This window comes from Pseudomonas sp. NDM (assembly GCF_003105095.1).
Lineage (GTDB): Bacteria > Pseudomonadota > Gammaproteobacteria > Pseudomonadales > Pseudomonadaceae > Aquipseudomonas > Aquipseudomonas moraviensis_A.
Map to the genome: position 1 here is coordinate 56,165 of NZ_QETJ01000003.1, position 24,347 is coordinate 80,511.

Sequence of the window (24,347 nt, forward strand, 5' to 3'; positions counted from 1 at the left end):
CAGCCGGATGTCCGTACTGTGTCGGCTGTGGCGGTTGTATCGTCACGCAAGGGTGCCAAGATGTCTGGCATGAATAATCACAACGACACAAACCACGGTTCGGTGCTGCGTTTTGGCCCCTACGCCTTTCATGTGCGCCAGCGTCTGGTCCTTGAAGGAGAGCAGCCGCTGCGCATGGGCGGGCGCGCCATGGACATTCTGCAGGTGCTGCTCGATAACGCGGGCGAGGTGGTCAGCAAAGAGCAATTGATTGCTCAAGTGTGGCCGACGTCGATCGTCGAAGAGATCAATCTTCGGGTGCACATCGCGGCGTTGCGGCGCGCACTGCGCGACGGCACCAACGGGCAGCGTTACATCATTCACGTGGCGCAATGCGGCTACAGTTTTGTCGCCCCGGTGCAGCGGCACACAAGTGATGCGCTGCCCACGCCCGTCGCCGCGCTCACGCCTGTGCATAATCTTCCGGCACGACTGACGCCAGTCAGCGGGCGCGATGCCTTGGTCGGTAGTCTGGTTCGACAAATGCCGGTGTGCCGATTGATGACAATTACCGGTGCGCCGGGAGTCGGCAAAACCACTGTGGCATTGCGCGTGGCGGAATTGCTGCTGCAGTACTTTCGCGATGGCGCCTGGTGGGTCGACCTCGCCGGCGTCGAAGATGACATTCCATTGATCGAGCACCTGTTGCGCACCCTGAACACGGACTTTTTCACCCTGACCGGCCGGCACGCCTTGTTGATACTGGATAACTGCGACCACCAGCGCGACAGCTGCGCGGCTCTGGTAGAAACCCTGTTGCATGCTGCGCCCCGCCTGTCGATTCTGGTCAGCGCCCGCGAAGCCTTGCACGTCGCTCAGGAGACCGTGCATTACGTGCCGCTGTTGGCGATTCCCAAGCGCTCGGCATTGAACACCGTCGAAGAAGCCATGGGCTATCCGGCGGTGCAGTTGTTCGTCAATCGCGCGCGGGCGCGGCAGCATGGCTTCACTTTGCGTGAACAGGATTTGCCAGGCGTGCGCGAGATCTGCCGTCAACTGGACGGTCTGCCGCTGGCGATCGAACTTGCGGCGGCGCAGATCGATGCGTTGGGCTTGATCGGCTTACAGGCCCAGGTTGAAAACGGTCTGCAGTTGCTTGGCCAAGGCCGGCGCACCGCGGAACCGCGCCATCAGTCGATGGCTGCTGCTATCGATTGGAGCTATCAATGCCTGACAGAAATGGAGCAGCAAGTGCTGCTGCGTCTGTCGGTGTTCAGCACGGGCTTTACTCTGGAGGCCGCACTGAGCGTGATCAGCAGCGTGGATCTGGCCGGTTCCAGGCTGAGCGCGATAATCGAAGGGTTGGCACGCAAATCGTTGCTGATCCAGCAACCGATCCATGCAACGGTCCGCTATTGGATGCTCAACACCGTGCGTCGCTATGCTCGTGATCAATTCGAGCGCAGCGACGACAAGCTCGAACTGGACCATCGCCATGCGCGCTATCTCAGCCGAACGCGCAATGCGTCAGGCCGGGCACTGGTCGCGCAGGCGGTCGAGTAGCCGGCGTACTTTGCACAAGTCCGGAGTGGCGTAGCCTTCGGTGAAGCGCTGGTAGATCGGGTTAAGCAGATCCAGGGCATCGAGGTAGCGCGACTGGCGGTGCCATAACTCAGCGAGGTCCGTGGCGCTGCGCAGTTCCCAGGCCAGCGCGCCTTGGCTTCTGGCGATGGTCAAGGCTTGTTGCAGGGTTTGTTCGGCTTCTCGGGTTTCAGCGGTGAGAGAGAGGGCCGATTCGCGAGCCCGCTCGCGAAGGGGTTTCTCTGAGCCCATCAACAATGCCGCCGCACGCGCGCGCAATATCTCTGCCGCACTCCAACCCGCATCGCCATTGCGCGCTCGCTCAATCAATGCGTCATCCACGAAACGTTCATCCAGCGTAACCATCACCTCCCGGATCAGCCCGCTGCTTTGCGCTGACACGGGCGCGGCATTGTCAGGATCAATGACCTGCGCGTAATGCCGGCCCCAATTATTGAACAGCAACACCGAATGCTTTTGCGACTGCTCCAGCAGCAGCTGCAGCAGCGCGCGGGCGCTTTCGCGGTCGCCGTTGTAATGAGCGATCAGGCAACTGGCCAGTGCCAGGGTGTAGCAGATCGAGGTGCCGTGGTTGATCTGCACGGCGATGTCCAGCGCCTGCCGTGCGGCGCGCCATGCCTGTTCGGGCAGACCTTGCAGCCACAGCACCCGTGCCAGCACCGTCAACGAGGCTACGCTCTGGTCGTATTGCACGCCGAAACCATGAGTGAAACGATTGAGATGGCCGCTGTGGGCCATGCGTTGCAGCACTTGCTCGGCATGCGCGCGCGCCTGCGGTTGGTCGCCGGCGTAATGCAGGGCCAGCACGCGCAAGCGATGTGTACTCAGCGAGAGCAGTGGCTCGCCGTGCACGCCGATGCGGTCGAATTGCTCACTCTGGGCCAACGCCATGCGGTAATGCCCGCAACTCAGATTGACCGCCATGTGCCCCGATATCGCACGCAACTGACCAGCCAGATCGCCCTGTTCTTCGGCCAATTGGCAGGCATCGATGAAGGCCTGGATGGTTTGTGGCGTACCGCCCCAGGTGTGATAGCTGGCGCTGCCGAGCGCCAGTTTCAAGGCGATTTGCAGGCGAGGGCAGGGCGCGGTCGTTTCCTCAAGCAGGCTCAGTGCGCGGCGCACATAGCGGCTGTAATCGCGCAGCAGCGACAGCTCCTGCCACAACGGCGCCGAAGCGGCTGCCAGTTGAACGCCCAGCTCATCCGGTCCCGGCCCATTGAGGCTCCAGTCCAGCGCCGCACGCAAATCTTCCAGACCCCGGGCATAGCGCTCCAGCCACAGCACGGTCGGGGTGTTGTCCCAATCCGCTTGTGCCTGCTGCATCAAGGTCAGGCAACGCTCGGCGTGGCGTCGGCGGGTTGCACTGAGCTCATCGGCCTGTTCGAGTTTTTCCAGTGCATAGTGGCGGGTGGTGTCGAGCAAGCGGTAGAAAACATCTTCGTCGCCCACTTCGACGCTAAGCAGGGATTTGGCCACCAATTGCGTGATTGCGTTGAATACTGCGCCGGGATCGATCTGTTGGCCGATGACCACTGCCGCCGCCGAGGCGAGAGTGAAGCTGCCGCGGAAAATGCCCAGACGGCGCAGACAGGTTTGCTCACAGACGTTGAGCAGGTTGAAACTCCAGTCCATTGTTGCGCGCAGGGTCAGGTGGCGCTCGGCGCTGCTGTGGTGGCTGGCTGAGAGCGGCGGCAAACCCTTGCGCAACTGTTTGAGCAATCCGTCCATGCCCAATTCGCTGACCTGCGCGGCGGCGAGTTCCAGTGCCAGCGGAATACCGTCCAGGCGCTGGCAGATCTCGATCGCTTGCGGCAGCTCGGCGTGGCTCAGTTGAAAGCTTTCCCGCGCCGCCGTGGCGCGTTCGACAAACAATTGCAGCGCAGCAAAGCCCAGCGCCTGGGCCGGCTCTATCGCGGTCGACATGGACGGGCATTCGAGTGATTCCAGACGCTGCACGAACTCGCCCTCGGCACGCAGGCTCTCGCGGCTGGTCGCGAGGATATGCACCCTGGGCGCGCCACGCAGAATCTGCTCGCTGAGCGATGCGACCGCATCGATCAGGTGCTCGCAGTTGTCGATCACCAGCAGCATCTGCCGTTCACGCAGGCCATCGACCAGGCAAGCCTGCGCATCGCCTTCAGGCGCGGACAGATCGATCAGCGTCGCCAGATGCGAGCCGATCAGTGCGGGATCGGCGATGGGCGCCAGATCTACCAGGCGGATGCCGTCGCGATACTGGCCGATCAATTGTTCGGCGACACGCAGGGCGACGGTGGTCTTGCCAATGCCGCCGGGGCCGACCAGGGTGATGCAGCGTCGGCGCGGCAGTTGCGCAATCAAATGATCGACCACCGGCTGGCGGCCGATCATCCGTGTTCGGCGCAGCGGCAGGTTGTGCCTGGCGACGGGCATTGCAGGCTTTTGTTCGATGCTGTCGAGCACAATCGGTGCGACAAAGCTGTAGCCGCGCTGCGCCACGGTGACGATGTAGCGCTGCCCGTTCTGTCCGTCGCCCAGCGCCTTGCGCAGCGCCGCCATGTGCACGCGCAGGTTGATGTCTTCAACGACACTGTCTGGCCAGACGCCAGCCATCAGTTGCTGTTTGCTCACCACTTCGCCGGCGTGGGCCAGCAAAATCAGGAGGATGTCCATCGCCCGCCGTCCCAGGCGCAAAGGCTGTTGGCCTTCAATCAGCAGTCGTTGCCCGGGATGAATCCGATAGGGGCCAAACGCAATGGCCTGATTCGGGGAAAAGCTCAACAGCGCGCTCCTGCGGTAATGCGGCGAACAGGGCGAACCAGTGCCTGTCGCGTGCGCAGGCCGTCTGATCCGGGGTGTCCGGGCATAATCCTCAGGTTTGAGCATCAGTGCAACGGGTGGCGTAACGGCAGCAGTCAAAACACCGCAGGCTGCGCTGCGTTGTTTTTCGGTTTGCCCATGACTCGACAGCGCCAGGCGAACGGATTGATCCCCTCGCTGCGGGTGAACATGTGGCAGAAGTGTGCCTGATCGCAGAACCCGCATTCCAGGCTGATTTGCGTCAGGCTGAGGTCGGTGTGCTGGATCAGCAGCTTGGCCCGGGCCAGACGCTGGGCGCGAATCCAGTCCTGTGGCGACAGGCCGGTGCTGCACTTGAACGCGCGGGAGAAATGACTGCGTGACAGCGAACAGGCGCGGGCCAGTTCAGCCACTTCGAGACTTTCGCCCAAGCGATCGAGAATCAACTGTTTGATCTGGCGTTCGCGCTGTGGACTGAGTCCGCCAGTCGCGTTTTTACGCGGTTCGCAGGCAGGGGCGAGGGCGACGGTTTGCTGTGGATAAGCCATGGCCTAGGTCCGTGTCGGTGGGGAAGGCACGGTCGGCGCATTCCCTCAGGTCAAAAAAGCAACGCTGCGCAGAGGACTTCATTGTTGGGCGAGCGCGTAAGCCTGACGAGTTAATCGTTGTTAATTTCATGGCTCGGGCTGGAACTCAGCACATCCTTGCAAGTCAGCGCCTGGCACTTTGCGCGACGATGTCGATAAAGCGCGGCCGCCGTCGGCCAGGTTCAAGGGGAATGCAATGAAAGTCTTGGTGAAAGCAGCGACGACCGTGGCGGTCATGCTGGCGATGTCCGGCGCGATGGCGCAGGCGCCGCAGGTGGGCACTCAAGCGCCGGGTTACTTCCGGCTGGCCGTGGGCGATTACGAAGTCACCGCGTTGTTCGACGGTTACAACGATTTGTCGCCGAAGTTGTTGCAGGGCATGAGCCAGAGCCAGATTCGCGCGCTCCTCGCCCGCCGTTCGATTGAAACCCCAGGGGTGCAGACCGCGTTCAATGCGTTCCTGGTCAACACCGGCAGACAGCTGATTCTGGTGGATACCGGCGCCGGGCAGTGCATCGGCGCCACCGCCGGGCAGCTTTCGGCCAACATGCAGGCCGCCGGCTACAAGCCTGAGCAGGTCGACACGATTCTCTTGACGCACCTGCACCTCGATCACGTCTGTGGTCTGGTCGATGCAGAGAAAAAACCGCTGTTCGCCAACGCCACCGTGTATGCGGCCAAGGCCGAGGCCGACTACTGGCTCGATCCGGCAGCGCTGGCCAAGGCCCCGGCAGGCGCCAAAGAGTTTTTCAAAATTGCCCAGGACTCCACCGCGCCCTATGTTGCAGCCGGTCGCTTCAAGACTTTCGCCCCCGGGCAGTCGCCGTTGCCAGGCTTGGTCGAAGCCACCCTCGAAGCCGGGCACACGCCGGGCAGCACGACGTACCGCTTCACCTCGCAGCAGCAGAGCATCGTGTTCATGGGCGATCTGGTGCACAACCTGGCGGTGCAGTTTTTGCACCCGGAAGTGTCGATCGGTTTTGACGTCAACAGTCAGCAAGCGATCAGCAGTCGTCAGGCCGTGTTCAGTGCCGCGGCAGCAAGCAAGACCTGGGTGACCGCAGCACATCTGCCGTTTCCGGGCATCGGCCACATCACCGCCGAGGGCAAACATTTCCAGTGGGTACCGGTGGAGTACGGCCCGTACAAACGCGCGGCGAAAGTGCCATTGATCGAGTAAAGTGCCCAGCGCCAGTGGCAAAAAGCGTCTGACACCGATAAGGAAACCACGCCCATGAACCGTAACGATCTGCGCCGCGTCGACATGAACCTGCTGGTGATTTTCGAAGCGCTGATGTTCGAAAAGAACCTGACCCGCGTTGCCGAAAAACTGTTCATGGGCCAGCCCGCGGTCAGTGCGGCGCTGGGGCGCTTGCGCGATCTGTTCGACGACCCGTTGCTGCTGCGCAACGGTCGCGGCATGGAGCCGACGGCGCGGGCGCTGGCGATCCTCAAGGAGCTGCAACCGGCGATGGACGTGATTTCCGGTGCGGTCAGCCGCGCCAAGGAATTCGAACCGGCGAGCAGTTGCGACGTGTTCCGCATCGGTCTGTCGGACGACGCCGAGTTCGGTCTGTTTCCACCGCTGTTGCGCCAGCTCCAGCAGGAGGCGCCGGGAATTGTCGTGGTGGTGCGCCGCGCCAACTATCTGTTGATGCCGGCGCTCCTGGCTTCGGGGGAAATCTCCGTGGGTGTCAGCTACACCACGGATCTGCCCGCTAACGCCAAGCGCAAGAAGCTGCGCGACATCCCCTGCAAAGTGCTGCGCGGCGATGATCGTCCGGGGCCGCTGACGCTGGACGAATATTGCGAGCGTCCGCACGCGATGGTGTCGTTCTCGGGTGACCTGAGCGGCAATATCGACCTCGATCTGGCGAAGATCGGCCGCTGCCGCCGGGTGGTTCTCGGTGTGCCGCAATTCAGTGGCTTGCGTGCCTTGCTCGCCGGTACCGAGATGATCGCCACCGTGCCGGATTACGCGGCCTGTGCACTGGTCGAAGGCTGCGCCCTGCGTGCCGAAGATCCGCCATTCCCGATTGATGCCGCGCAGTTGTCGATGGCGTGGAGCGGGGTGCACGACAACGACCCGGCGGAGAAGTGGCTACGCTCGCGCATCAGCCAGTTCATGGCGGCACCGCTGGACATACCGTCACCTTGAGCCCTCCGTTCGTCGGAAACTGCTCTGCACCTGTCAGATGTGACAGGTGACGATTTACTGTTTCTGGCTGTTAATCACTCCGTCGCCTAATCCCTCGGCAGGAGTGTTTTGTCATGCTTTTGAAACTCAAGAAACACGTCGCAACGCTGGCACTTCCTGAGCCGGATATCACCGGTCGCATGCTTCCCATCCTTCCCTCGGGAGAGTGGGGGATCAATCGGGCCGCGGCGCAAGGGGTCTATCCGGACGATGGATTGCAGGTCTACCTCAGCCCATGGACGACCAAGAATAAAGGCGACCTGGTGGTGCTCAGGAAAGGCTCTGTCGAGGTGGATCGGTACATCATTCGTGATCAATCAGAATCTGATCAGCGTGCGACCCTGTTCGTTGCTCCACGGCATCTTGCTTCGGGATCCCATGAAATCGACTATTGGGTAAAGCGTTTAGGCCTGGATCCCGCCGAGACGTATGCGCCGCCATTGAAAATATTCGTCAAGCTGGAAATTCCCGGCGGACAGGATACGGAGGAGGGGCCGGGGCATTCCAATCTATACATGTTCATCCCGCCGGAGTTCGTCTCTGGTGGAGTTGACAGCGAGAACGCTCCGCCGAAGGAGGATCCGGATGATCCGGATCCGACAGTAGGTTTGCCTATCGTCATTCGAAACGCATCCGGTAGCGGCGAACCCTATCCTGGTATTGCGGTGGGCGACCAAGCTGAGCTCAGTTGGGGGGGCATGCTGATCTTGTCCGACCCGGTGACGGCGGAGCAAATCAGTGATCCGGTGAAGAATCCCATCACTGTTTACGTCAAGCGGGCAGTTATAGAAAAGGCAGGTGATACCGATGAGGTGGGCCTGGCCGTGAGCTTTCGCGTGCGGGATATCGTCCACAATTATTCGGAGGACTGGTGTAGAGAAACCCGGATCAGGGTTTCGCTCAACACCAATCGGCTGGTTGCCCCTATTGCCAAGGATGCGCTCAACAATGTCCTGGACCTTGACCGGTTGGGTGATAAAAACGTCGTTGTTCAGGTCTGGGCAACTTCGAGCGAATTCAAACATCAGGACTGGATTGAAGTAAAAGTCAGCGGTACCACAGTGGACAGTCAAACCGTCACGTTCACTGCGCCCAGGCAGGAGGTCGACAATCTTCCCCACACCTATGAATTCGATTTCGAAAATGCCGATCTGCGCAGGCTTGTCGGAACCCAGGTGATTTTTTCTTATGAGGTCAAGCGTGAAGGAACTTCCGATCTGCAATCCAAAGGTCAGTTCGTGCAAGTCAACGGTGAGGCCACGCGCCTGGATGCCCCTGTTGCTGAGGATGAAAACCAGGGTGCCATTGAACCTGACCTGGCATATACCCGGGTTCTGATTCGCTCTGATTCGCTGTTCAACTATGGCGATGCGTTTGAACTGGTGTGGTTCGGTAAACGTTCGGAGGGCAGCGTCTATGTCCCGGAATTCGAAAGGTATATACCGAGCCGGGAGGAAATCGCCGACCCGATCGGTTTTTTCCTCACTGTCGAAGGCTTGCACTTGAAGTCCATTGAGGGCGGAACACTGGTGTTGTCATATGTCCATCTGAGTGTGGATGGGAACGGCGCCATTGTCAGGCGTGTGTCACGTCCCGCGGCAACGCTGAGCGTGGGCGAGCCAAAATTCGAGTTGGTTAAACCGATCGTGCTCGGAGAAAGCAATGGCTCACTGGAGCCTGCTGATTTACCCAACGGCATTGGTCAGCTGACTGTTCCCAAACCCATCGTCACACCGACGAAACGCGGCGATAAGGTGACTTACAAATGGGATGGGGAACAATCAGGCAAGACCGGCGACTCCATCGACATTACTGCGCTCAACGAGAACAGCGACGTGCCATTCCGGCTCAGCGACAAGTTTGTGGCCGAGCATATCGAGCCCAATCGCGGTGCCACGATCACGGCCAGTTACGAAATCTGGCGCAAAGAAACTGACACGATCAGTTATTCCAACCCCCTCGTGTTCTCCGTCGGCGAGTCCACGCAATTGCTGGATCCGGCCCGCGTTGTGCAGGCGGCCGATGACATACTCGATCCGGCCAATACTCCAGACGGAGCGACAGTCGAGATACCGGCCAATGATCCCGAGAATGCCGGCGATCACTTCTATATGACCTGGACATCATCGGATGGAGTGGTCAATCACACCGATGACAAAGCGGTCAGTGGCAACAACAAGGGCAAGCCGATCGAGTTCACTGTTGACCTGTCCGTTGTGCAGGCCAGCTTGAACAGAAAAGTGACTATCGATTATCGGGTCGAGTTGTTTGACGGCGGCGAGGCCGACGGCAAACCTTATGACTTCAACGTGCAAGCGCAAGAGATCCGGCTACCGGTTGCCACCTTCAGGGAAGCCACGGGGACACAGAAGGATCAGTTGAACCCGGACGATGTCTACCCCAACGGCGCGACGGTGGTGATCCCGGCCACCGCGCAATTGAAGACCGACGATGAAGTTACCGTGACCGTGGTCGGTAAAACCTCCACTCCTTACATCCACACGGTTCTGGCAGCAGAGGCCGACAAAGAACTCAGCGTGATCAAGGTGGCCCATACGGTCACCAGCGCCAACCTCGATGACAGCATCGCGTTGAGTTATGAGGTCAAGCGCAAGGCGGGAGGGACCGATGGCCCGTCGACGCCGACGGTTTACGATGTTCGCCGGGTTATTGGCAGCGGTACCCTGAAGATCATGGGGGCGCGCTATAACCGCAGTACTTATCGCGCGTCCAGTGCCACGCGTGTGCTGAGCGCATTCAACGCCACCACGGGGCAGCCGCTGCAAGCGCAGTGGAAGTACGCTTCGGACACAGATTGGATGACCGCTGCCATCTGGCGCGACACCGCACCGCAGCAGCTGCTGCAGGTGCGCACTGCCGATGATCTGGTCACGCTCAACTCGGCGAATATCATTGGCAACGGGATCGACACCACGGTCACTGGTTTCGCTGCCTTCGTCGCTCACCGGGATGTCGGGGATGTCGCCGGTTGGGGCAACGCTGCTTACGGCGCCGATATTCCTCCGACCATTATCACCATGGATGACATCGTTGAGGTGAGCTGCACGCGCAGCGCTTATGCGGCTCGCCGCGCCAATAGTGCAGTTGTCGCCTGGGGAGCCGCCGCCGAGGGCGGAAGCATGAGCGGTATAGATCCGCTGGGTTTTGTCGAAGTCATCGGTAATGCGACTGCGTTCACCGGGTTGAAGACGACCGGGCAGGTGGTTGCCTGGGGCACACCTGACGATGGAGGTAGTATTCCCATAGAGATCAGCGCGCTGACGGATATTGTACGAGTGGTGGCGGCGGGTCAGGCTTTTGCAGCAAAACGATCCGCCGGGAATGTTGTGGCTTGGGGCTTGGCGGCAAATGGTGGGGTGGTTCCCGGTGAAATTGCAGGCTTGACCGATATCGACAATCTGATCGGCAGCTATGGTGCCTTTGCCGCGCATCGTGGCAATGGGCGACTTGTCGGCTGGGGCGACGCCACCTATGGCGGCGTTGTGCCGGCTGAAATTGCGTCTCTGACCGACATCATCGAATTGAGCTGCGCCAATGCGCAGGCCTTCGCTGCAAGGCGTGCCACCGGGCAGGTGGTGGCGTGGGGAACGGCCGCGTATGGCGGGACGATCGACGCGCTGATTGGCGGGCTCACGGACATTGTCGAGGTCAGTTCCACCTGGCGCGCATTCGCAGCGCGCCGAGGCAACGGTCATGTAGTGGCATGGGGCACTCCCGCGGAGGGTGGTCTGGTGCCTGCCGAAATCGCGGCGCTCGATGACATTGTTCAGGTGTGTGGTTCCTCCATGGCTTTCGCCGCGTTGCGCAAGAACGGCACAGTGGTCGCCTGGGGGGATGCGACCGTAGGTGGCGACACCTCGACGGTCGTCACCGAGCTGACTCAGGTACAAGCGCTATACGACAACACTCATGGATTTACTGCGCTCACCGCTGACGGCCGCGTCGTGACCTGGGGACATGCCGATGGCGGCGGGGACAGCAGCGCCGTACAGGAGCGGCTGAGGGGCAAGGTGTCTTATCACGCTACACCGACCTCCAGAGGCCGGGCACTTCTGGCCAGTCGCTGGGCCGAGCTGAACACCGAGCGATGAACGCTTGCCCTTGAGCCTTGCTTCAACCCGGGAACACGGCGCTCGACCGAGCGCCGTGTGAGGTCTCACCATGCACAAAACAACAAACATCCCGCTCAAACCGTCAGTAGACGAAGCGGAGAACGATGTACTCGATCCTGCAAACATTCCGGCCAAAGGCGTGACTGTCAGAATCAAACCTTATGACGGCATGGCCTACCGTGATTGTGTGAAGGACACGTATTGGCAGGTCCTCGGGGTTAGCGCGACTCAAGTGAAGCAGTGCGTCATTCAAAGTATTTTTCGACTGACCCGACGTATTCGCGAGCAGGCTCGCTCCCACAGGGTTGTGCGGTGTTTTACGAATCCCGGAACACCGCGGAACTGAGCACACCCATCCAATTTTCCCCGAACCATCCACGGCATGATTCACCCCGATAACTATTGAAGGGTGGGCCCATGCACGTTTCGCAACGGGATGAACAGGCACGCGACATCGGGTTGCTGTTCCTGCGGGTCAGCGGCGGGTTGTTTCTGTTGTGGGTGCACGGCTTGCCCAAGCTGCTGGACTTCACCGCGCAACTGCAACTGATCGAAGATCCGTTCCACCTCGGCGCCCACCTGACCCTGATCCTGGCGATCTTCGCCGAAGTCCTCTGCCCCCTACTGATCGTCGCCGGCGTGCTGGCGCGATTGGCCTGCTTGCCTATTCTCTTTGTGCTGCTGGTGGCGTTGCTGGTCGTACATCCGCAATGGAGTGTGGCTGAAGGGCAGTTCGGCTGGTTGCTGTTGATTCTTTTCACCACTGTATTGATCGCCGGGCCTGGACGGCTGGCGATTCCTGTTCGTTTGCCCGGAGTGCTGCGTTATGCCTGAAGTCCTTAATCAACAAGCACCGGGGGCCGATGAGACTGTCACGTTGATCATCAAACACTCGGTCAAGGCCGGTTTCGAGTCGGCGTATGAAGCATGGCTGCGCAACATCGTGCGCGTTGCCGGGCAGCGCGAAGGGCATCTGGGTGTGGACGTGGTGCGCGGCAAGCGCGGGCGTCTGGATTTTTACACGTGCGTGCTGCGCTTCAGCTCCACCGAGGCCATGCAGGGTTGGCTGGAATCCTCCGAGCGTCAGGCGCTGGTCGCCGAAGCTGCGCCGATGCTGGCCGACGGTGATCAGACTGAAGTCGCCCCGGTCAACGAGTTCTGGTTCTCCCCCTTGGCCGATGCTGCTTCGCCGCCGCCGCGCTGGAAGCAGGCCGTGGTTTCGCTGCTGGTGATTCTGCCGCACACCTTGCTGGTGCCGCTGATCTGGGGGCCGCTGCTGGCGCTGCATCCGCTTCTGTCCAACTACGTGGTCGCCACGTTCCTGATCACCCTGACCATCGTCCTCTCGGTGGTGTACGTGGTAATGCCGCCGGTCACCCGTTTGTTCACCCCGTGGCTGGAAGCCAGCCAGGCCCATGAACACCTCGATTCCCAAGAAACCTCGCCGCGTTGAGCGGGGTTTGCTTCTTTTCACTTTTGCTTGAGGAACTGCGATGAGCGCCGATCTGATTTTATTCAATGGCCAATTTCATACCGTAGACCGGGAAAAACCACTGGCCAGCGCCGTGGCAATCAAGGACGGCCGCTTCGTTGCCGTCGGTAACGATGCCGCGGCCATGGCCCTCAAGGGCAGCGCCACGCAAGTGGTCGACATGAAAGGCCGCTGCGTCATTCCTGGCCTCAACGACTCGCACTTGCACCTGATTCGCGGCGGTTTGAATTACAACCTCGAACTGCGCTGGGAAGGCGTGCCGTCGCTGGCCGACGCGCTGCGCATGCTCAAGGATCAGGCCGATCGCACACCGACCCCGCAGTGGGTGCGCGTGGTCGGTGGCTGGAACGAATTCCAGTTCGCCGAAAAACGCATGCCGACCCTGGAAGAAATCAACCAGGCGGCGCCGGATACCCCGGTGTTCATCCTGCACCTCTACGACCGTGCGCTGCTCAACCGCGCCGCTCTGCGCGTGGCCGGTTACACCCGCGACACGCCGAACCCGCCAGGTGGCGAGATCGTCCGTGACAGCAACGGCAACCCGACCGGCATGCTGGTTGCGCGGCCGAACGCGATGATTCTCTACTCGACACTGGCCAAGGGGCCGAAGCTGCCGCTGGAATATCAGGTCAACTCGACCCGCCAGTTCATGCGCGAACTCAATCGCCTCGGCCTGACCAGTGCGATCGACGCCGGCGGTGGTTTCCAGAACTATCCGGACGATTACCAAGTGATCGAGCAACTGGCCAAAGACGACCAGTTGACCGTGCGCATCGCCTACAACCTGTTCACCCAGAAGCCGAAAGAAGAGCTGACCGACTTCCAGAACTGGACCGGCAGCGTCAAATTGCATCAGGGCGACGACTACCTGCGTCACAACGGTGCCGGCGAGATGCTGGTGTTCTCCGCCGCCGACTTCGAAGACTTCCTCGAACCGCGCCCGGACCTGCCACAGACCATGGAGCAGGAGCTGGAGCCGGTGGTGCGCCACTTGGTCGAGCAGCGCTGGCCGTTCCGTCTGCACGCCACGTACAACGAATCGATCAGCCGCATGCTCGACGTGTTCGAGAAGGTCAATCGCGACATTCCGTTCAATGGTCTGCCGTGGTTTTTCGACCACGCCGAAACCATCACCCCGCAAAACATCGAGCGCGTGAAGGCGCTGGGCGGCGGCATCGCGATTCAGGATCGCATGGCGTTCCAGGGCGAATACTTCGTCGATCGCTACGGCAAAAAAGCCGCGGAAGCCACGCCACCGATCAAGCGCATGCTCGCTGAAGGCGTGCCGGTTGGCGCCGGCACCGACGCCACGCGCGTATCGAGCTACAACCCGTGGACCTCGCTGTACTGGATGGTCAGCGGCCGTACTGTTGGCGGTCTGGCCCTGTATGAAGAAGGTCTGCCACGCAGCACCGCGCTGGAACTGTTCACCCACGGCAGCGCCTGGTTCTCCTCGGAGCAGGGCAAGAAGGGCCAGATCCGCGTCGGTCAACTGGCTGACCTGGCGGCGCTGAGCGCGGACTTCTTCAGCGTCGAAGAAGAAGCGATCAAGTGGATCGAGTCGGTGATGACCGTGGTCGGCGGCAAGATTGTCTACGCCGCCGGCGACTTCGAAGACCTTGGCCCGCGTTCGATTCCGGTGCTGCCGGACTGGTCGCCGGTGGTCAAGGTTCCGGGCCACTGGCGCCCGAACTCGCCACTCCAGGCGCAGGTTCACCAGTGCAGCGGGCCGTGCGCCGTGCACACCCACAGCCATGAAAAGGCGCGGATGTCGAATGCACCCGTCAGCGACTTCGCCGGTTTCTGGGGCGCGTTCGGCTGTTCCTGCTTCGCGTTCTGAGTTCGAAAAAAGCGCCGGTCATCAGGGCCGGCGCTTCACGCAACAACCATCCATCCAGGAGTTTTGCCATGAGCGTTCCTTACAAGCGTCTGAACAAAGATGATGCCGTCGTCCTGCTGGTCGATCACCAGACCGGTCTGATCTCGCTGGTGCAGGATTTCTCGCCGAACGAGTTCAAGAACAACGTGCTGGCACTGGGCGACATCGCCAAGTTCTTCAAGCTGCCGACCATTCTGACCACCAGCTTCGACGCAGGTCCGAACGGCCCGATCGTGCCTGAGCTGCTTGAGCAATTCCCCGACGCGCCGTTCATCCAGCGTCCAGGCCAGATCAACGCCTGGGACAACGAAGACTTCGTCAAAGCGATCAAGGCCACCGGCCGCAAGCAACTGATCATCGCTGGTGTCGTGACCGACGTCTGCGTAGCTTTCCCGACCCTGTCGGCGATTGCTGAAGGCTTCGAAGTGTTCGTCGTGACCGATTCGTCGGGTACCTTCAATACCACCGTGCAACAAGCGGCGTGGGCGCGGATGTCCGCCGCCGGTGCCCACCTGATGAACTGGTTCGCTGTGGCTTGCGAGCTGCAGGGCGACTGGCGCAACGACATGGAAGGCCTGGCGCACCTGCTGTCCGAGCGTCTGCCTAACTATCGCAACCTGATCAACAGCTACACCAAGTTCACCGCCAAGTAATTTGGTCGAACGTCAAAAGCCCCTCACCCTGGCCCTCTCCCGGAGGGAGAGGGGACTGACCGCGTTGTTTGCTAGAGTTGCATCGACCTGCAATACCGAGCCGAGCTCCGCTCTTGAAACGCATGGAGATCGGCTCCCTTTCCCCCTCGCCCCCCTTGGGGGGAGAGGGCTGGGGTGAGGGGGGTAAGCTTTTGATTTTCAAGCCCTCGAATCAGCGCTTCTGCAACCAACCCAAGAACCCGCCTTTTTTCACCGCCACCGGTTTGGCCATCAACGCGAGGCGACTGTTCTGCTGACGTACCGCCTGCAACTTGTTCAAGGCCCGGCCGACTTCGCTGCGCTTGTCCATGCACTCACGGGTCAACTGCTTGTCGAGGCGATAGATGATGCTCGACGTCAGCGCCGTGAACGTCGCCTGCGACGGCGTATCGGCGAGGATGCTCTGCTCACCCATGACTTCGCTCGGCCCCATGCGTCCGGCCTCGGTCTGACCATTGCCGTCCGGCACCGTCGCGCTGACCACGCCCGTGGCAATCACGAACAGGCTGTCCGGCACTTCGTCCAGATCCAGCACCACCTGACCCGCCGTGTACTGTTGCGCAACCATCGACTCAGCGAGGCGATCGCGTTCTTCACTGCTCAGCGAGCGGAAAATCTTCACTTCATCCAGCAACGCACGAGCACGGCTCGACGGTTCGATTACGCCGTCGGGATGGCGCGAAATGCCCGCCGCTTCGAGATGGCGGTGGGCGAGGTCGAACAGCTGATTGCGCACTTCGCTTTTCTTGCCCAGCTCGGCAATGAAACCGCTGGCGACGTACTCGGACATGGTTTCGCCAGCCTCTTTGAGCACGGCTTTCGGCGCTGGGCTGAGCAACAGCGAACTGCTGCCCTGCAAGGTGCGATCAAGGGCGTCGAGCACCCGTCGCGGACGAATGTGGTTGGGCACCTGGATGCTGATCGACACGCCGTGCATGTTGCTCGGCCGACTGAGGTTGACGATCTTCGCCTTGGCCGCCACCGAGTTCGGTACCACCGCCATGGTGCCGGCGCTGGTCAGCAGGTGCGTGGCGCGCCAGTCGATATCGAAGACCTTGCCTTCGACGCCGTCGATCATCACCAGATCGTCCACCTGATAGGGCTTGGTGGTGTTGAGGACGATGCCAGAAAATACATCGGCGAGAGTGCTTTGCAGGGCCAGACCGACAACGATGGCGACCACCCCGGAGGTGGCCAGCAGGCCTTTGACCGGCAGCTCCAGCACGTAGCCGGCCGCCGCAACAATGGCGACCAGAAACACCAGCGCACCGATGACGTCTTGCAGCAAGCGACCGCTGTGACCGATGCGGCGCATCAGCGCCAGGCCAATCACTTCGGTCAGCACCCGTGCTGCGTACAGCCACCAGAGAATCCCCAGCGCCGTCGCTCCCAGTTGTGCCACGCGATCATCAGCGAATATCGGAGCCTGCAACGGGCTGACACCGGCATTGATCACCAGCGCGCTGAATGCCAGAAACAGCGCCAGACGCACACCGACTCGCGGCGCGCGATGGGTGAAGGGCGAGAAATGCCAGAGTGCCGCGTCGAGCAGCAACAGGACGGCACTCCAGGACAGCAGGTGGGCGTAGAAAAGAGTCATGACCGGTACTCCGCGACGCTAGTGAGAAAAAACATCGCAGCCTGCGGCAGCCCCTACCGGGAATCGTATTCCAGGGTAGGTGCCGCCGAAGGCTGCGATCTTTTGCGGTTAAGGCTGCAAATGAGTTTTCAGTTCGGCAGCAGCCTGACGCACCGCCGCTTTGACTTCAGGAATCTGGCTCAGCGGATTGAGCAGGCCAAAGTCATGAATCATTCCGTTGTAACGCACCGAGGTCACCGGCACGCCAGCCGCATCCAGATGCCGCGCGTAGCCTTCGCCTTCGTCACGCAGCACGTCGAACTCGGCGGTCTGCACCAGCGCAGCGGGCAGGCCCTTGAGCTGTTCGGCGCTGGCGTTGAGCGGCGAGGCGTGGATCTGCGCACGCTCGGCCGGGTTGGTGGTGTAGTTGTCCCAGAACCACTGCATCATGCCCTTGGTGAGGAAGTGACCCTCGGCAAATTGCTGGTACGAGCCGTCGTCGAATTGCGCGTTGGTCACCGGCCACATCAGCAGTTGGAAGCGCAGCGCCGGGGCTTTCTGTTCCTTGGCCATCAACGCCACGACCGCCGCCATGTTGCCGCCGACGCTGTTGCCGGCCACCGCCAGACGCTTGCCATCGACATCGATGTCCTTGCCGTGTTCGGCCACCCATTTCGTCGCGGCGTATGCCTGATTGATCGCGGTCGGGTACTGCGCTTCCGGCGACGGCGTGTAATCGACATACACCGCCACAGCGCCGGAGCCGACCACCAGATCCCGGATCAAACGCTGATGCGTCGGGAAGTCACCCAGCACCCAGCCGCCACCGTGGAAGAACATGAACACCGGCAACTCACCTTTGACCTTGGCCGGGCGCACCACTTTCAGATTGATGGTCTGGCCGTCGACCTTGATAGCTTTGTCGCTGACTTCCACACCGGACAGATCAACCTTCACCGAAGCCTGCGCACCGGTCAGGACTGCACGGGCGTCCTTCGGGCTCAGCTGTTCCAGCGGGCGACCACCGCCAGCGGCGAGGGCGTCGAGGAATGCCTGAGTGTTGTGTTCGACGCCAGGACTGCCAGCGGCAAAAGCGCTGCTGACCGACAGGGCGAGGAGGGAGGCGGCGAGGGTTTTCTTGACGATGTTCATAGGTGGAAATCCTTTTGAATAATTTTGATTGTTTGCCTGAGTTTCGGGCTGCTGTGGCACTGGGTTTGCGGCCTCAGCAACACCGTGAGCACAGATTAATGGGCTGCTGAAAAGCGAAAAAGCGGCTATAAAGCGTTTAACTGTCCACCAGAGAGTGACAATGAACCCGTTCGAAGACATGCGTATTTTTTGCCAGGTCATGGACTCCGGCAGCTTCACCGCCGCGGCTGATCAGTTGGGTCTGTCCAAGCAGTTCGTCAGCCGCCGTTTGATGCAACTGGAAGAGCGCCTCGGTGTGCGCTTGTTGAATCGCTCGACCCGCCGCCTCGACGTCACGCCGCTGGGGCAGAGCTATTACGAATCGGCGCTGCGCCTGCTGGGTGAGGTGGAGCAGGTCGAGCAGGGCATCGCCGGCGAAACCGCCGAGCCGCGCGGCACGATTCGCCTGAGCGCGCCGCTGTCGTTTGCCGTGGCGCATCTGGGTTGTCTGTTGCCGTTGTTCCTGCAGCGTTACCGCGAGGTCACCGTCGAAGTCGACTTGAGCGATCGCCCGGTCGACTTGCTCGGCGAGGGCTACGACCTCGCCCTGCGCATCGGCGTGCTGGAAGACTCGACACTGATCGCCCGACGCATTGCCAGCATCGAACGGGTGTACTGCGCCAGCCCGGCGTACCTTGCCGAACGCGGCACGCCACTCAAACCCGAAGACCTGCACAGCCACGACTGCCTGCCTTACGGCCACGGGCGCTCGGTGCAATGGCGCTTCAACGAAGCACCGGGCAAACCGCTGCTGATCAACGTCACCGGGCGCATGCGGGTGAACAACGGCGAACTGCTGCGGGACGCGGCGGTGCAGGGGATGGGGATTACTTATCTACCGACCTTCATCGTCGGCGCGGCGCTGAAGGACGGGCGGCTGGTGCCGGTGCTGGATGATCTACGCCCGGAGCCACTGACCTTGTCGGCGGTTTATCCGCAGCATCGCCAAGCTTCGCGGCCGGTGCAGGCGCTGGTGGAGTTTTTGCGCGAGCGGCTTAACCAGAGTCATGTGAATCTTTGATTTTATCGACCGTCGATATCACGTTTTGTCGGGCCAGATAGCGGTGTATGGGCAGCTGTGATTAACTTTGATTTGATTTGTATCAAAGTTGAGCGGACGTAATGGAACAGGACTACTCTGATCGTCTGTGAACGCCCGCTGCCGCAATCTCGAGGAGTCAACTGACATGGCCGCGACAATGAAAACCCGATCCGTAACTGCCCATGTACCGGTGCAACTGGCCGAGAAGGTCGATCTGATGGCTGAGCGTCTGGAGCGCTCGCGTAACTGGATCGTGAAACAGGCCCTGAGCGCCTGGATTGATCAAGAGGAAGAGCGCAGCCGTCTGACGCGAGAAGCCTTGGCTGACGTCGACGCCGGGCGCGTCATCGATCATCAGTCAGTACAGGCATGGGCGGACAGCTTGACTTCCGATACACCTCTCAAGGCGCCCCTTTGATATGGAGTTGAAGTGGACAAGCAAAGGGCTTTCCGACCTGACCAGGCTTTACGAGTTTTTGGCAGCGGTCAATCAACCTGCCGCTGCGCGCACTGTGCAACAGCTGACCGCCGCTCCGACAATGCTGTTGGCCAATCCGCGCTTGGGCGAACGCCTGGAAGAATTTGAACCGCGAGACGTCCGAAGGATTCTGGTCGGGCACTACGAAATGCGCTACGAGATCATCGGTTCGACTATCTACCTGCTGCGCCTTTGGCACACTCGCGAAGAACGATAATTCATCGCCTGACTCGCGCTTACAACATCGCAACAACCCCAACTCCGGGTCTGTTCTAGACTCACGCCGCTCAATCACGAGCCTTATCCGGAGTGCGCCATGGAAGTGCCCAACCCCAAAACCGCCATCGAAAGCAATCGTCAGGCGTGGAACGATTCCGCCCGCCATCATCAGGATTCACCGGACTGGCAGGCATTGCTCCGCGATGTCGTGCAGGCGGAGTTTTGCTGTCTCGATGACACCTTGCGCGGCTTGCTGGAAGTCGACGGCAAGGACGTGATTCAACTGGGCTGCAACAACGGTCGGGAAAGCCTGTCGCTGTTTGCGCTGGGTGCGCGCAGTGTGGTCGGCGTCGATCAATCGGCAGCCTTTCTCGCACAGGCCCGCGAGCTGAACAGCCGCTCGCCGCACGATGCTGAGTTCATCGAAAGTGATATCCACCGTCTGCCCGCATTGCTGCATAACCGATTCGACGTCGCCCTGATCACCATCGGGGTACTCAACTGGATGCCTGACATCGGCGAATTCTTCCGTCATGTCGCGCAGGTGCTGAAGCCGGGCGGCAAACTGGTGATCTACGAAACACATCCGTTTCTGGAAATGGTTGACCCGCAAGCAGATGATCCTTTGCGCCTCGTCAGCTCGTATTTCCGTGCCGAGCCTTTTGTTCAGGAAGAGCCGATTGTGTATGTCGGCAAGGTTGAGCAGCCGGCGGCGAAATCTTACTGGTTCGTGCATACGCTGGGCGCGATCTTCAGCGGCGCCATTGGAGCGGGGCTGAGCATTGTGGACTTTCAGGAGTATGCGCATTCGAATCGGGAAGAGGTGTATGACTGCTACCTGAACCAGCAGGCGCAGATGCCGATGTGCTTTAGCCTGGTGGCGAGCAAGGTCTGAGAATTATCGTCGCGACGACGGGCCTCTTCACGAGCAGGCTCGCTCCCACATTGGTTTCGCGTACGGCGACTATCCAATGTGGCAGCGAGCCTGCTCGCGATGGCGGCCTTGCGACCGCCACATTTCACAAGGCCGGATCAAGCCTGCGCCGCGGCACTTACCACCGGCCGACCCGGTTTGCGCAGCGGATCCAGGCGTGACCCTTCGTAGCGGGTTTCGCGGAAGAACTTCCAGCGGCCGAATAGGCAGTAAACGTGGGTCACCCGGCCTTGTTCCTGATAGCCCATGCGGATATGCAGTTTCAGCGCCGGGATGTTATGGGTTTCACAAACGTCGACGACCTTGTTGCAACCCTGTGCCGCCATGGCTTGCCAAAGCGCAACCTGCACGTCCACCGACAGGCTGCTGCCGAAGTAGGCGCGGATCATTTCGCCGCCGAATTCGAAAAACTCCCCGGGTTTGACCGGGAAGGTGCAGCCGTAATAATGACGATCGTGGTAGTCGCGGATGCTGCCCCAGATGAAGCCCACGGCATGGCCATCGGCGTCGAGATACATGTGCCCGGTGTGGCCCTCGGCAGCCAGCTCGGCCATGGTGCCGACGCGGTCGCCGAAGTGTTTGCTGAACGCCACGGCATTCTGCGCGGTGATGTCGACTTTGCGCAGGCCTTCATACGGGCGCAGTTTGTGCGGTGGCACCGGGCTGACCAGATCGCGCTCCATCCACAGCAGTTCCCAGTGGAAGAACACGTAGCGTTTCCACAACGTCCCGACGGTGCGGCCCAGGCCTTTCTGTCTTATGCGATCTTGCACTTTGGTGATGATGCTCATGATGCCCCTCCAGGGTCTTGGCCCGGGTGTTGTGGTGAGTGTCGTGTCGGCTTGCGTTACAGCGGTGATTCATTCGAGCGCCGTGGCGCCCTGTGTTTCTTGTCGATTGAGGTCGGCATACGAGACCCGCGCGACGCCCCTCAAACCCTGCTCGAGTACCTCGCTCAACGACTCGCCGGAGCCGAGATAGGCATCGCCGAAATCGACGCCGAGGCGGGTCGGGTGAGCGACGATTTCCAGTACGCCGTCGCTGGGCACGCTGGCATTGCGCAGGTCTACCGGGGTGCAGACGTAATCAGCGGAAACCCGCGCCAGACTCTGCAGACGGCCATTGAGCAATCCTTTGAATAAGCGCTTGGGCAGCGTGAGGTTGTGCCCGAGGTTGCGCGCCAGCCGGATCGGTACGCCTTGCTCGGCGGCAAACTTCGCGACGACTTCGCCAATCGGCCAGATGTTGTGTACATGCTGGTGGGAGTCGATGTGACTCGGGCGCATCCCGTGATCGACGCAGCGTTGCCATTGCGCCTGCAATTCGGCGTGCACCGCGTCACGGTCTGCGCGACCCAGCCACAGGCTGTGGCGGGGCAGGTTGAGGTCGAACACGCCGTTGCCATCACAGAACGCCCGCCGCCCCAGGATCGCCTGGCTCAACGGGCGTCCGTAGGTCAGGTTGAAGTGCAGGCCGATCCGACCTTCCAGTGCTGGATGCCGAGCCATCGCGCAGGCGGCTTCGAACGCCGGCATGTTGGCCATGGCGGTGGCCGAGCTGATCAGACCGGCCTGAAAAGCTGCGAAGATCACCGCGTTTTCATTGGCGCTGAGACCGAAGTCATCAGCGTTGACTATGACTTGGCGAGGCATGGCCGCCCTCCGGAGTGATTGCGACAGGTTGCACCAGTGCTGCAGTTTTTTTGTTTGCACGGCGGGCTCGCCACTGCTGCACGGCGGGCTTGCAGCGATACCAGATGCGCAGCGCCAGACCCAATGCCAGCCCACTTGGGCGCCACGAATAGAAACTCCAGCGCCAGTGTTCCAGTTGCCCGGTCATGCGCTCGTGCAGTTGATGGCTGGAGTTTTCCAGGCTCACCCGTGACGCATCGATCCAGCGCCAGTGCTCATCCAGGCCCCAGCGAATCCATTCCTCCAGCAACACCCGGCCACTGCCCAGGTCGGCGTATTGCGGCAGGAATGCAAGGTTGTAATCGTAGAGCCGGCCCTGTTCGAGCAGGCCGAGGCGATAGCTGATGCAGCGACCGTTCAGCTCGAGCATCACCACGCGCACCAGGCCTTGGCCGGCGAGGGCGGTGAAGGCGCGTTCGATCCATTGGCGACTGCGCGGTGTGGCGAAAATCCCGACGCCTTCATCGCCTTTCCAGCTCACCGCCTCGACTTCGCCGAGGGTCTGCAACAAGGCACCCATGCTCAGCGCATCCGGGGTGATCCGGCGAATCTGCGCACCGCACGCGGCAATCCTTTTGCGTGCCCGGCGCAGTTTGTAGCGCGGGTCGCCCGAGACTTCCTGATGGTCGGCTTCGCTGATCAGATGCACCGGCACCCGGCAGCTCAGGCGTCGTTCGGCCGTGGAGCTGCGTGCCATCCATGCGGTGACGGCACTTTCTTCTCCCGCCGGTTCCGACAGCTCATTGAGTTGCAACAGCGCATGCGGCAGACGCTGGCGAATCAGCACCAGCGCCTCGTGCATGTCCTCGCCGCCGAGCAGCGACAGCAAAGCCAGACGATCGGCCAGCGGATAACCCAAGTGATGCAAGACCCGAAACGGCACGCCGGCGAAGCGCTCGCGGCTCGCCACAAGCGGCAGGCACAGACGCAGTTCTGCGGCTTCCCAACCGAGCAGAATGTGCAGGCGTTGGTCCTCGCCCAAGGCCTGTTCCGCCGCGCACAACCAACCGAGATTGTTGAACGGCGTATGGTCGGCCACGCCCAGGCGCAGCGTTTCATAGGCGGTTGCCGGGAAGTCGGCGGCGCACAGGGACGTGCGCCATTCGAATCGCATCACCATAGGTTCAGGCCGCCGTTGCGTTGACAGGTGGACGGGAAGTTTTACCCAGCGCCGCCAGGCGCGAACCGCTGTAGCGGGTTTCGCGATAGAAGCGCCAGCGACCGAACAGCGTGTAGATATTCATGATCCGCTGTTGTTCGGTATAGCTCATGCGCAGGTGCAGCTTGAGCGCCGGTATGTTGGTCGACTCACAGACATCGACCACTTTGCGGCAGCCCTGGGCGGCCATGGCTTCCCACAGGCGCAATTGCAGGTCTACCGACAGCTCCGTCCCCCAGTACGCCCGGGCCAGTTCGCCACCGAACTCGAAGAACTCACCGGGTTTCACCGGGAACCGGCAGCCGTAGTAATGCCGGTCGAAATAATCGCGCGGGGTGCCCCAGATAAACGCTACGGCATCGCCTTGCTCGTCGACATGCATGTGCCCGGTATGGCCCTCTTTGGCCAGCTCGGCCATCGTGCCGACACGGTCGCCAAAGTAGCGTGCGAAAGCGCTGGCGTTGTCCGCCGTAATCCTGACCACGCGCAGTGGCGGATAGGGTTTGAGGCGGTGCGGCGGCACCGGGCTGACCAGGTCGCGCTCCATCCACAGCAGTTGCTGATGGGAAAAAATGTACAGTTTGCGGATCTTGCCCAAGGTCGCTCGCAGGCCTTTCCGACGAATATGTCCGCTGAGTTTTTGCAAAACATCCATGGTCTCTTCTCCTGATGAGGGTGCCATGCGCGGCATCAAGCCCGCGCGGCAGAGCAT

At 61.0% G+C, this 24,347-nt stretch carries 20 protein-coding genes; 12 read left to right on the forward strand and 8 right to left on the reverse strand.

Going from position 1 to position 24,347, the window contains the following annotated elements:
• Positions 1 to 69: 69 nt before the first annotated feature.
• The gene (locus DCO47_RS01330) at positions 70 to 1,542 is read left to right on the forward strand and encodes a winged helix-turn-helix domain-containing protein (protein WP_116657273.1); all 1,473 of its coding nucleotides are present in this window, start codon (positions 70 to 72) and stop codon (positions 1,540 to 1,542) included.
• On the opposite strand, the gene DCO47_RS01335 is transcribed toward DCO47_RS01330, so the two are convergent.
• Together DCO47_RS01335 and DCO47_RS01340 are read right to left on the reverse strand one after the other, a co-directional pair.
• Positions 1,507 to 4,344: a winged helix-turn-helix domain-containing protein gene (locus DCO47_RS01335; protein ID WP_116657274.1), complete on the reverse strand. Its 2,838-nt coding sequence runs from the start codon at positions 4,342 to 4,344 to the stop codon at positions 1,507 to 1,509. The two genes, DCO47_RS01330 and DCO47_RS01335, sit on opposite strands and share 36 nt — an antisense overlap.
• A gap of 134 nt (positions 4,345 to 4,478) precedes the next feature.
• Positions 4,479 to 4,910 carry a helix-turn-helix domain-containing protein gene (locus DCO47_RS01340; RefSeq protein WP_042609473.1) on the reverse strand — a complete coding sequence of 144 codons (432 nt, stop codon included), beginning with the start codon at positions 4,908 to 4,910 and terminating at the stop codon, positions 4,479 to 4,481.
• Positions 4,911 to 5,145: 235 nt separating this feature from the next.
• Between DCO47_RS01340 and DCO47_RS01345 the strand changes: the two genes are divergently transcribed.
• The 7 genes from DCO47_RS01345 (at position 5,146) to ycaC (ending at position 15,303) form a co-directional block, all read left to right on the forward strand.
• Positions 5,146 to 6,129 (forward strand): MBL fold metallo-hydrolase, encoded by a 984-nt coding sequence (locus DCO47_RS01345; RefSeq protein ID WP_064363952.1) that lies wholly within the window; start codon positions 5,146 to 5,148, stop codon positions 6,127 to 6,129.
• Positions 6,130 to 6,183: 54 nt separating this feature from the next.
• Positions 6,184 to 7,107, forward strand: coding sequence for a LysR family transcriptional regulator (locus tag DCO47_RS01350; protein ID WP_042609475.1), 924 nt, complete (start codon positions 6,184 to 6,186; stop codon positions 7,105 to 7,107).
• Positions 7,108 to 7,220: 113 nt separating this feature from the next.
• Positions 7,221 to 11,258, forward strand: coding sequence for a hypothetical protein (locus tag DCO47_RS01355; RefSeq protein WP_116657275.1), 4,038 nt, complete (start codon positions 7,221 to 7,223; stop codon positions 11,256 to 11,258).
• A 438-nt stretch (positions 11,259 to 11,696) separates the two neighbouring features.
• Complete coding sequence (locus tag DCO47_RS01365; protein ID WP_083353143.1) at positions 11,697 to 12,113, forward strand: DoxX family protein; 417 nt, start codon at positions 11,697 to 11,699, stop codon at positions 12,111 to 12,113.
• On the forward strand, positions 12,106 to 12,732 hold the full coding sequence (locus tag DCO47_RS01370) for an antibiotic biosynthesis monooxygenase (RefSeq protein WP_027611590.1): 627 nt from the start codon (positions 12,106 to 12,108) through the stop codon (positions 12,730 to 12,732). Before DCO47_RS01365 ends, DCO47_RS01370 begins: the two co-directional genes overlap by 8 nt.
• Positions 12,733 to 12,772: 40 nt before the next feature.
• Positions 12,773 to 14,611 carry an amidohydrolase gene (locus DCO47_RS01375; protein ID WP_116657277.1) on the forward strand — a complete coding sequence of 613 codons (1,839 nt, stop codon included), beginning with the start codon at positions 12,773 to 12,775 and terminating at the stop codon, positions 14,609 to 14,611.
• Positions 14,612 to 14,679: 68 nt separating this feature from the next.
• Complete coding sequence (gene ycaC / locus DCO47_RS01380) at positions 14,680 to 15,303, forward strand: isochorismate family cysteine hydrolase YcaC (RefSeq protein WP_016774080.1); 624 nt, start codon at positions 14,680 to 14,682, stop codon at positions 15,301 to 15,303.
• Between the two features lie 211 nt (positions 15,304 to 15,514).
• Here the strand turns inward: ycaC and DCO47_RS01385 are convergent, their stop codons facing one another.
• Together DCO47_RS01385 and DCO47_RS01390 are read right to left on the reverse strand one after the other, a co-directional pair.
• The gene (locus DCO47_RS01385; protein WP_042609478.1) at positions 15,515 to 16,942 is read right to left on the reverse strand and encodes a mechanosensitive ion channel family protein; all 1,428 of its coding nucleotides are present in this window, start codon (positions 16,940 to 16,942) and stop codon (positions 15,515 to 15,517) included.
• Between the two features lie 108 nt (positions 16,943 to 17,050).
• Complete coding sequence (locus DCO47_RS01390; RefSeq protein ID WP_065615041.1) at positions 17,051 to 18,073, reverse strand: alpha/beta hydrolase; 1,023 nt, start codon at positions 18,071 to 18,073, stop codon at positions 17,051 to 17,053.
• Positions 18,074 to 18,233: 160 nt separating this feature from the next.
• On the opposite strand from DCO47_RS01390, the gene DCO47_RS01395 reads away from it, so the two are divergent.
• From DCO47_RS01395 to DCO47_RS01410, 4 genes are all read left to right on the forward strand, one after another.
• A complete protein-coding gene (locus tag DCO47_RS01395) occupies positions 18,234 to 19,133 on the forward strand; it encodes a LysR family transcriptional regulator (protein ID WP_024012435.1) in 900 nt (299 codons plus the stop codon).
• 166 nt (positions 19,134 to 19,299) lie between these two features.
• On the forward strand, positions 19,300 to 19,572 hold the full coding sequence (locus DCO47_RS01400; RefSeq protein WP_083353139.1) for a CopG family ribbon-helix-helix protein: 273 nt from the start codon (positions 19,300 to 19,302) through the stop codon (positions 19,570 to 19,572).
• A 1-nt stretch (position 19,573) separates the two neighbouring features.
• Positions 19,574 to 19,849, forward strand: coding sequence for a type II toxin-antitoxin system RelE/ParE family toxin (locus DCO47_RS01405; RefSeq protein WP_083353138.1), 276 nt, complete (start codon positions 19,574 to 19,576; stop codon positions 19,847 to 19,849).
• Positions 19,850 to 19,948: 99 nt separating this feature from the next.
• Positions 19,949 to 20,746, forward strand: coding sequence for a class I SAM-dependent methyltransferase (locus tag DCO47_RS01410; RefSeq protein WP_116657278.1), 798 nt, complete (start codon positions 19,949 to 19,951; stop codon positions 20,744 to 20,746).
• Between the two features lie 137 nt (positions 20,747 to 20,883).
• Here DCO47_RS01410 and DCO47_RS01415 read toward each other — a convergent pair whose 3' ends face one another.
• The 4 genes from DCO47_RS01415 to DCO47_RS01430 form a co-directional block, all read right to left on the reverse strand.
• Entirely contained in the window at positions 20,884 to 21,576 is a 693-nt protein-coding gene (locus tag DCO47_RS01415) for a GNAT family N-acetyltransferase (RefSeq protein WP_116657279.1), read from the reverse strand.
• Positions 21,577 to 21,645: 69 nt separating this feature from the next.
• A complete protein-coding gene (locus tag DCO47_RS01420) occupies positions 21,646 to 22,437 on the reverse strand; it encodes a carbohydrate deacetylase (RefSeq protein ID WP_116657280.1) in 792 nt (263 codons plus the stop codon).
• On the reverse strand, positions 22,409 to 23,596 hold the full coding sequence (locus DCO47_RS01425; protein WP_064363959.1) for a GNAT family N-acetyltransferase: 1,188 nt from the start codon (positions 23,594 to 23,596) through the stop codon (positions 22,409 to 22,411). The genes DCO47_RS01420 and DCO47_RS01425 overlap by 29 nt, the downstream gene beginning before the upstream one ends.
• 4 nt (positions 23,597 to 23,600) lie before the next feature.
• Positions 23,601 to 24,290, reverse strand: a complete 690-nt coding sequence (locus DCO47_RS01430; RefSeq protein WP_064363960.1) for a hypothetical protein — start codon at positions 24,288 to 24,290, stop codon at positions 23,601 to 23,603.
• Positions 24,291 to 24,347: the final 57 nt, after the last annotated feature.

What these genes read in the sequence shown, in the direction of transcription:
- DCO47_RS01430 (WP_064363960.1), bottom strand. Translation starts at nt 24,290, where the DNA reads ATGGATGTTTTGCAAAAACTCAGCGGACATATTCGTCGGAAAGGCCTG.
- DCO47_RS01420 (WP_116657280.1), bottom strand. Translation starts at nt 22,437, where the DNA reads ATGCCTCGCCAAGTCATAGTCAACGCTGATGACTTCGGTCTCAGCGCC.
- DCO47_RS01340 (WP_042609473.1), bottom strand. Translation starts at nt 4,910, where the DNA reads ATGGCTTATCCACAGCAAACCGTCGCCCTCGCCCCTGCCTGCGAACCG.
- DCO47_RS01355 (WP_116657275.1), top strand. Translation starts at nt 7,221, where the DNA reads ATGCTTTTGAAACTCAAGAAACACGTCGCAACGCTGGCACTTCCTGAG.
- DCO47_RS01415 (WP_116657279.1), bottom strand. Translation starts at nt 21,576, where the DNA reads ATGAGCATCATCACCAAAGTGCAAGATCGCATAAGACAGAAAGGCCTG.
- DCO47_RS01405 (WP_083353138.1), top strand. Translation starts at nt 19,574, where the DNA reads ATGGAGTTGAAGTGGACAAGCAAAGGGCTTTCCGACCTGACCAGGCTT.
- DCO47_RS01410 (WP_116657278.1), top strand. Translation starts at nt 19,949, where the DNA reads ATGGAAGTGCCCAACCCCAAAACCGCCATCGAAAGCAATCGTCAGGCG.
- DCO47_RS01385 (WP_042609478.1), bottom strand. Translation starts at nt 16,942, where the DNA reads ATGACTCTTTTCTACGCCCACCTGCTGTCCTGGAGTGCCGTCCTGTTG.
- ycaC (WP_016774080.1), top strand. Translation starts at nt 14,680, where the DNA reads ATGAGCGTTCCTTACAAGCGTCTGAACAAAGATGATGCCGTCGTCCTG.
- DCO47_RS01330 (WP_116657273.1), top strand. Translation starts at nt 70, where the DNA reads ATGAATAATCACAACGACACAAACCACGGTTCGGTGCTGCGTTTTGGC.
- DCO47_RS01390 (WP_065615041.1), bottom strand. Translation starts at nt 18,073, where the DNA reads ATGAACATCGTCAAGAAAACCCTCGCCGCCTCCCTCCTCGCCCTGTCG.
- DCO47_RS01395 (WP_024012435.1), top strand. Translation starts at nt 18,234, where the DNA reads ATGAACCCGTTCGAAGACATGCGTATTTTTTGCCAGGTCATGGACTCC.
- DCO47_RS01370 (WP_027611590.1), top strand. Translation starts at nt 12,106, where the DNA reads ATGCCTGAAGTCCTTAATCAACAAGCACCGGGGGCCGATGAGACTGTC.
- DCO47_RS01425 (WP_064363959.1), bottom strand. Translation starts at nt 23,596, where the DNA reads ATGGTGATGCGATTCGAATGGCGCACGTCCCTGTGCGCCGCCGACTTC.
- DCO47_RS01365 (WP_083353143.1), top strand. Translation starts at nt 11,697, where the DNA reads ATGCACGTTTCGCAACGGGATGAACAGGCACGCGACATCGGGTTGCTG.
- DCO47_RS01350 (WP_042609475.1), top strand. Translation starts at nt 6,184, where the DNA reads ATGAACCGTAACGATCTGCGCCGCGTCGACATGAACCTGCTGGTGATT.
- DCO47_RS01375 (WP_116657277.1), top strand. Translation starts at nt 12,773, where the DNA reads ATGAGCGCCGATCTGATTTTATTCAATGGCCAATTTCATACCGTAGAC.
- DCO47_RS01400 (WP_083353139.1), top strand. Translation starts at nt 19,300, where the DNA reads ATGGCCGCGACAATGAAAACCCGATCCGTAACTGCCCATGTACCGGTG.
- DCO47_RS01345 (WP_064363952.1), top strand. Translation starts at nt 5,146, where the DNA reads ATGAAAGTCTTGGTGAAAGCAGCGACGACCGTGGCGGTCATGCTGGCG.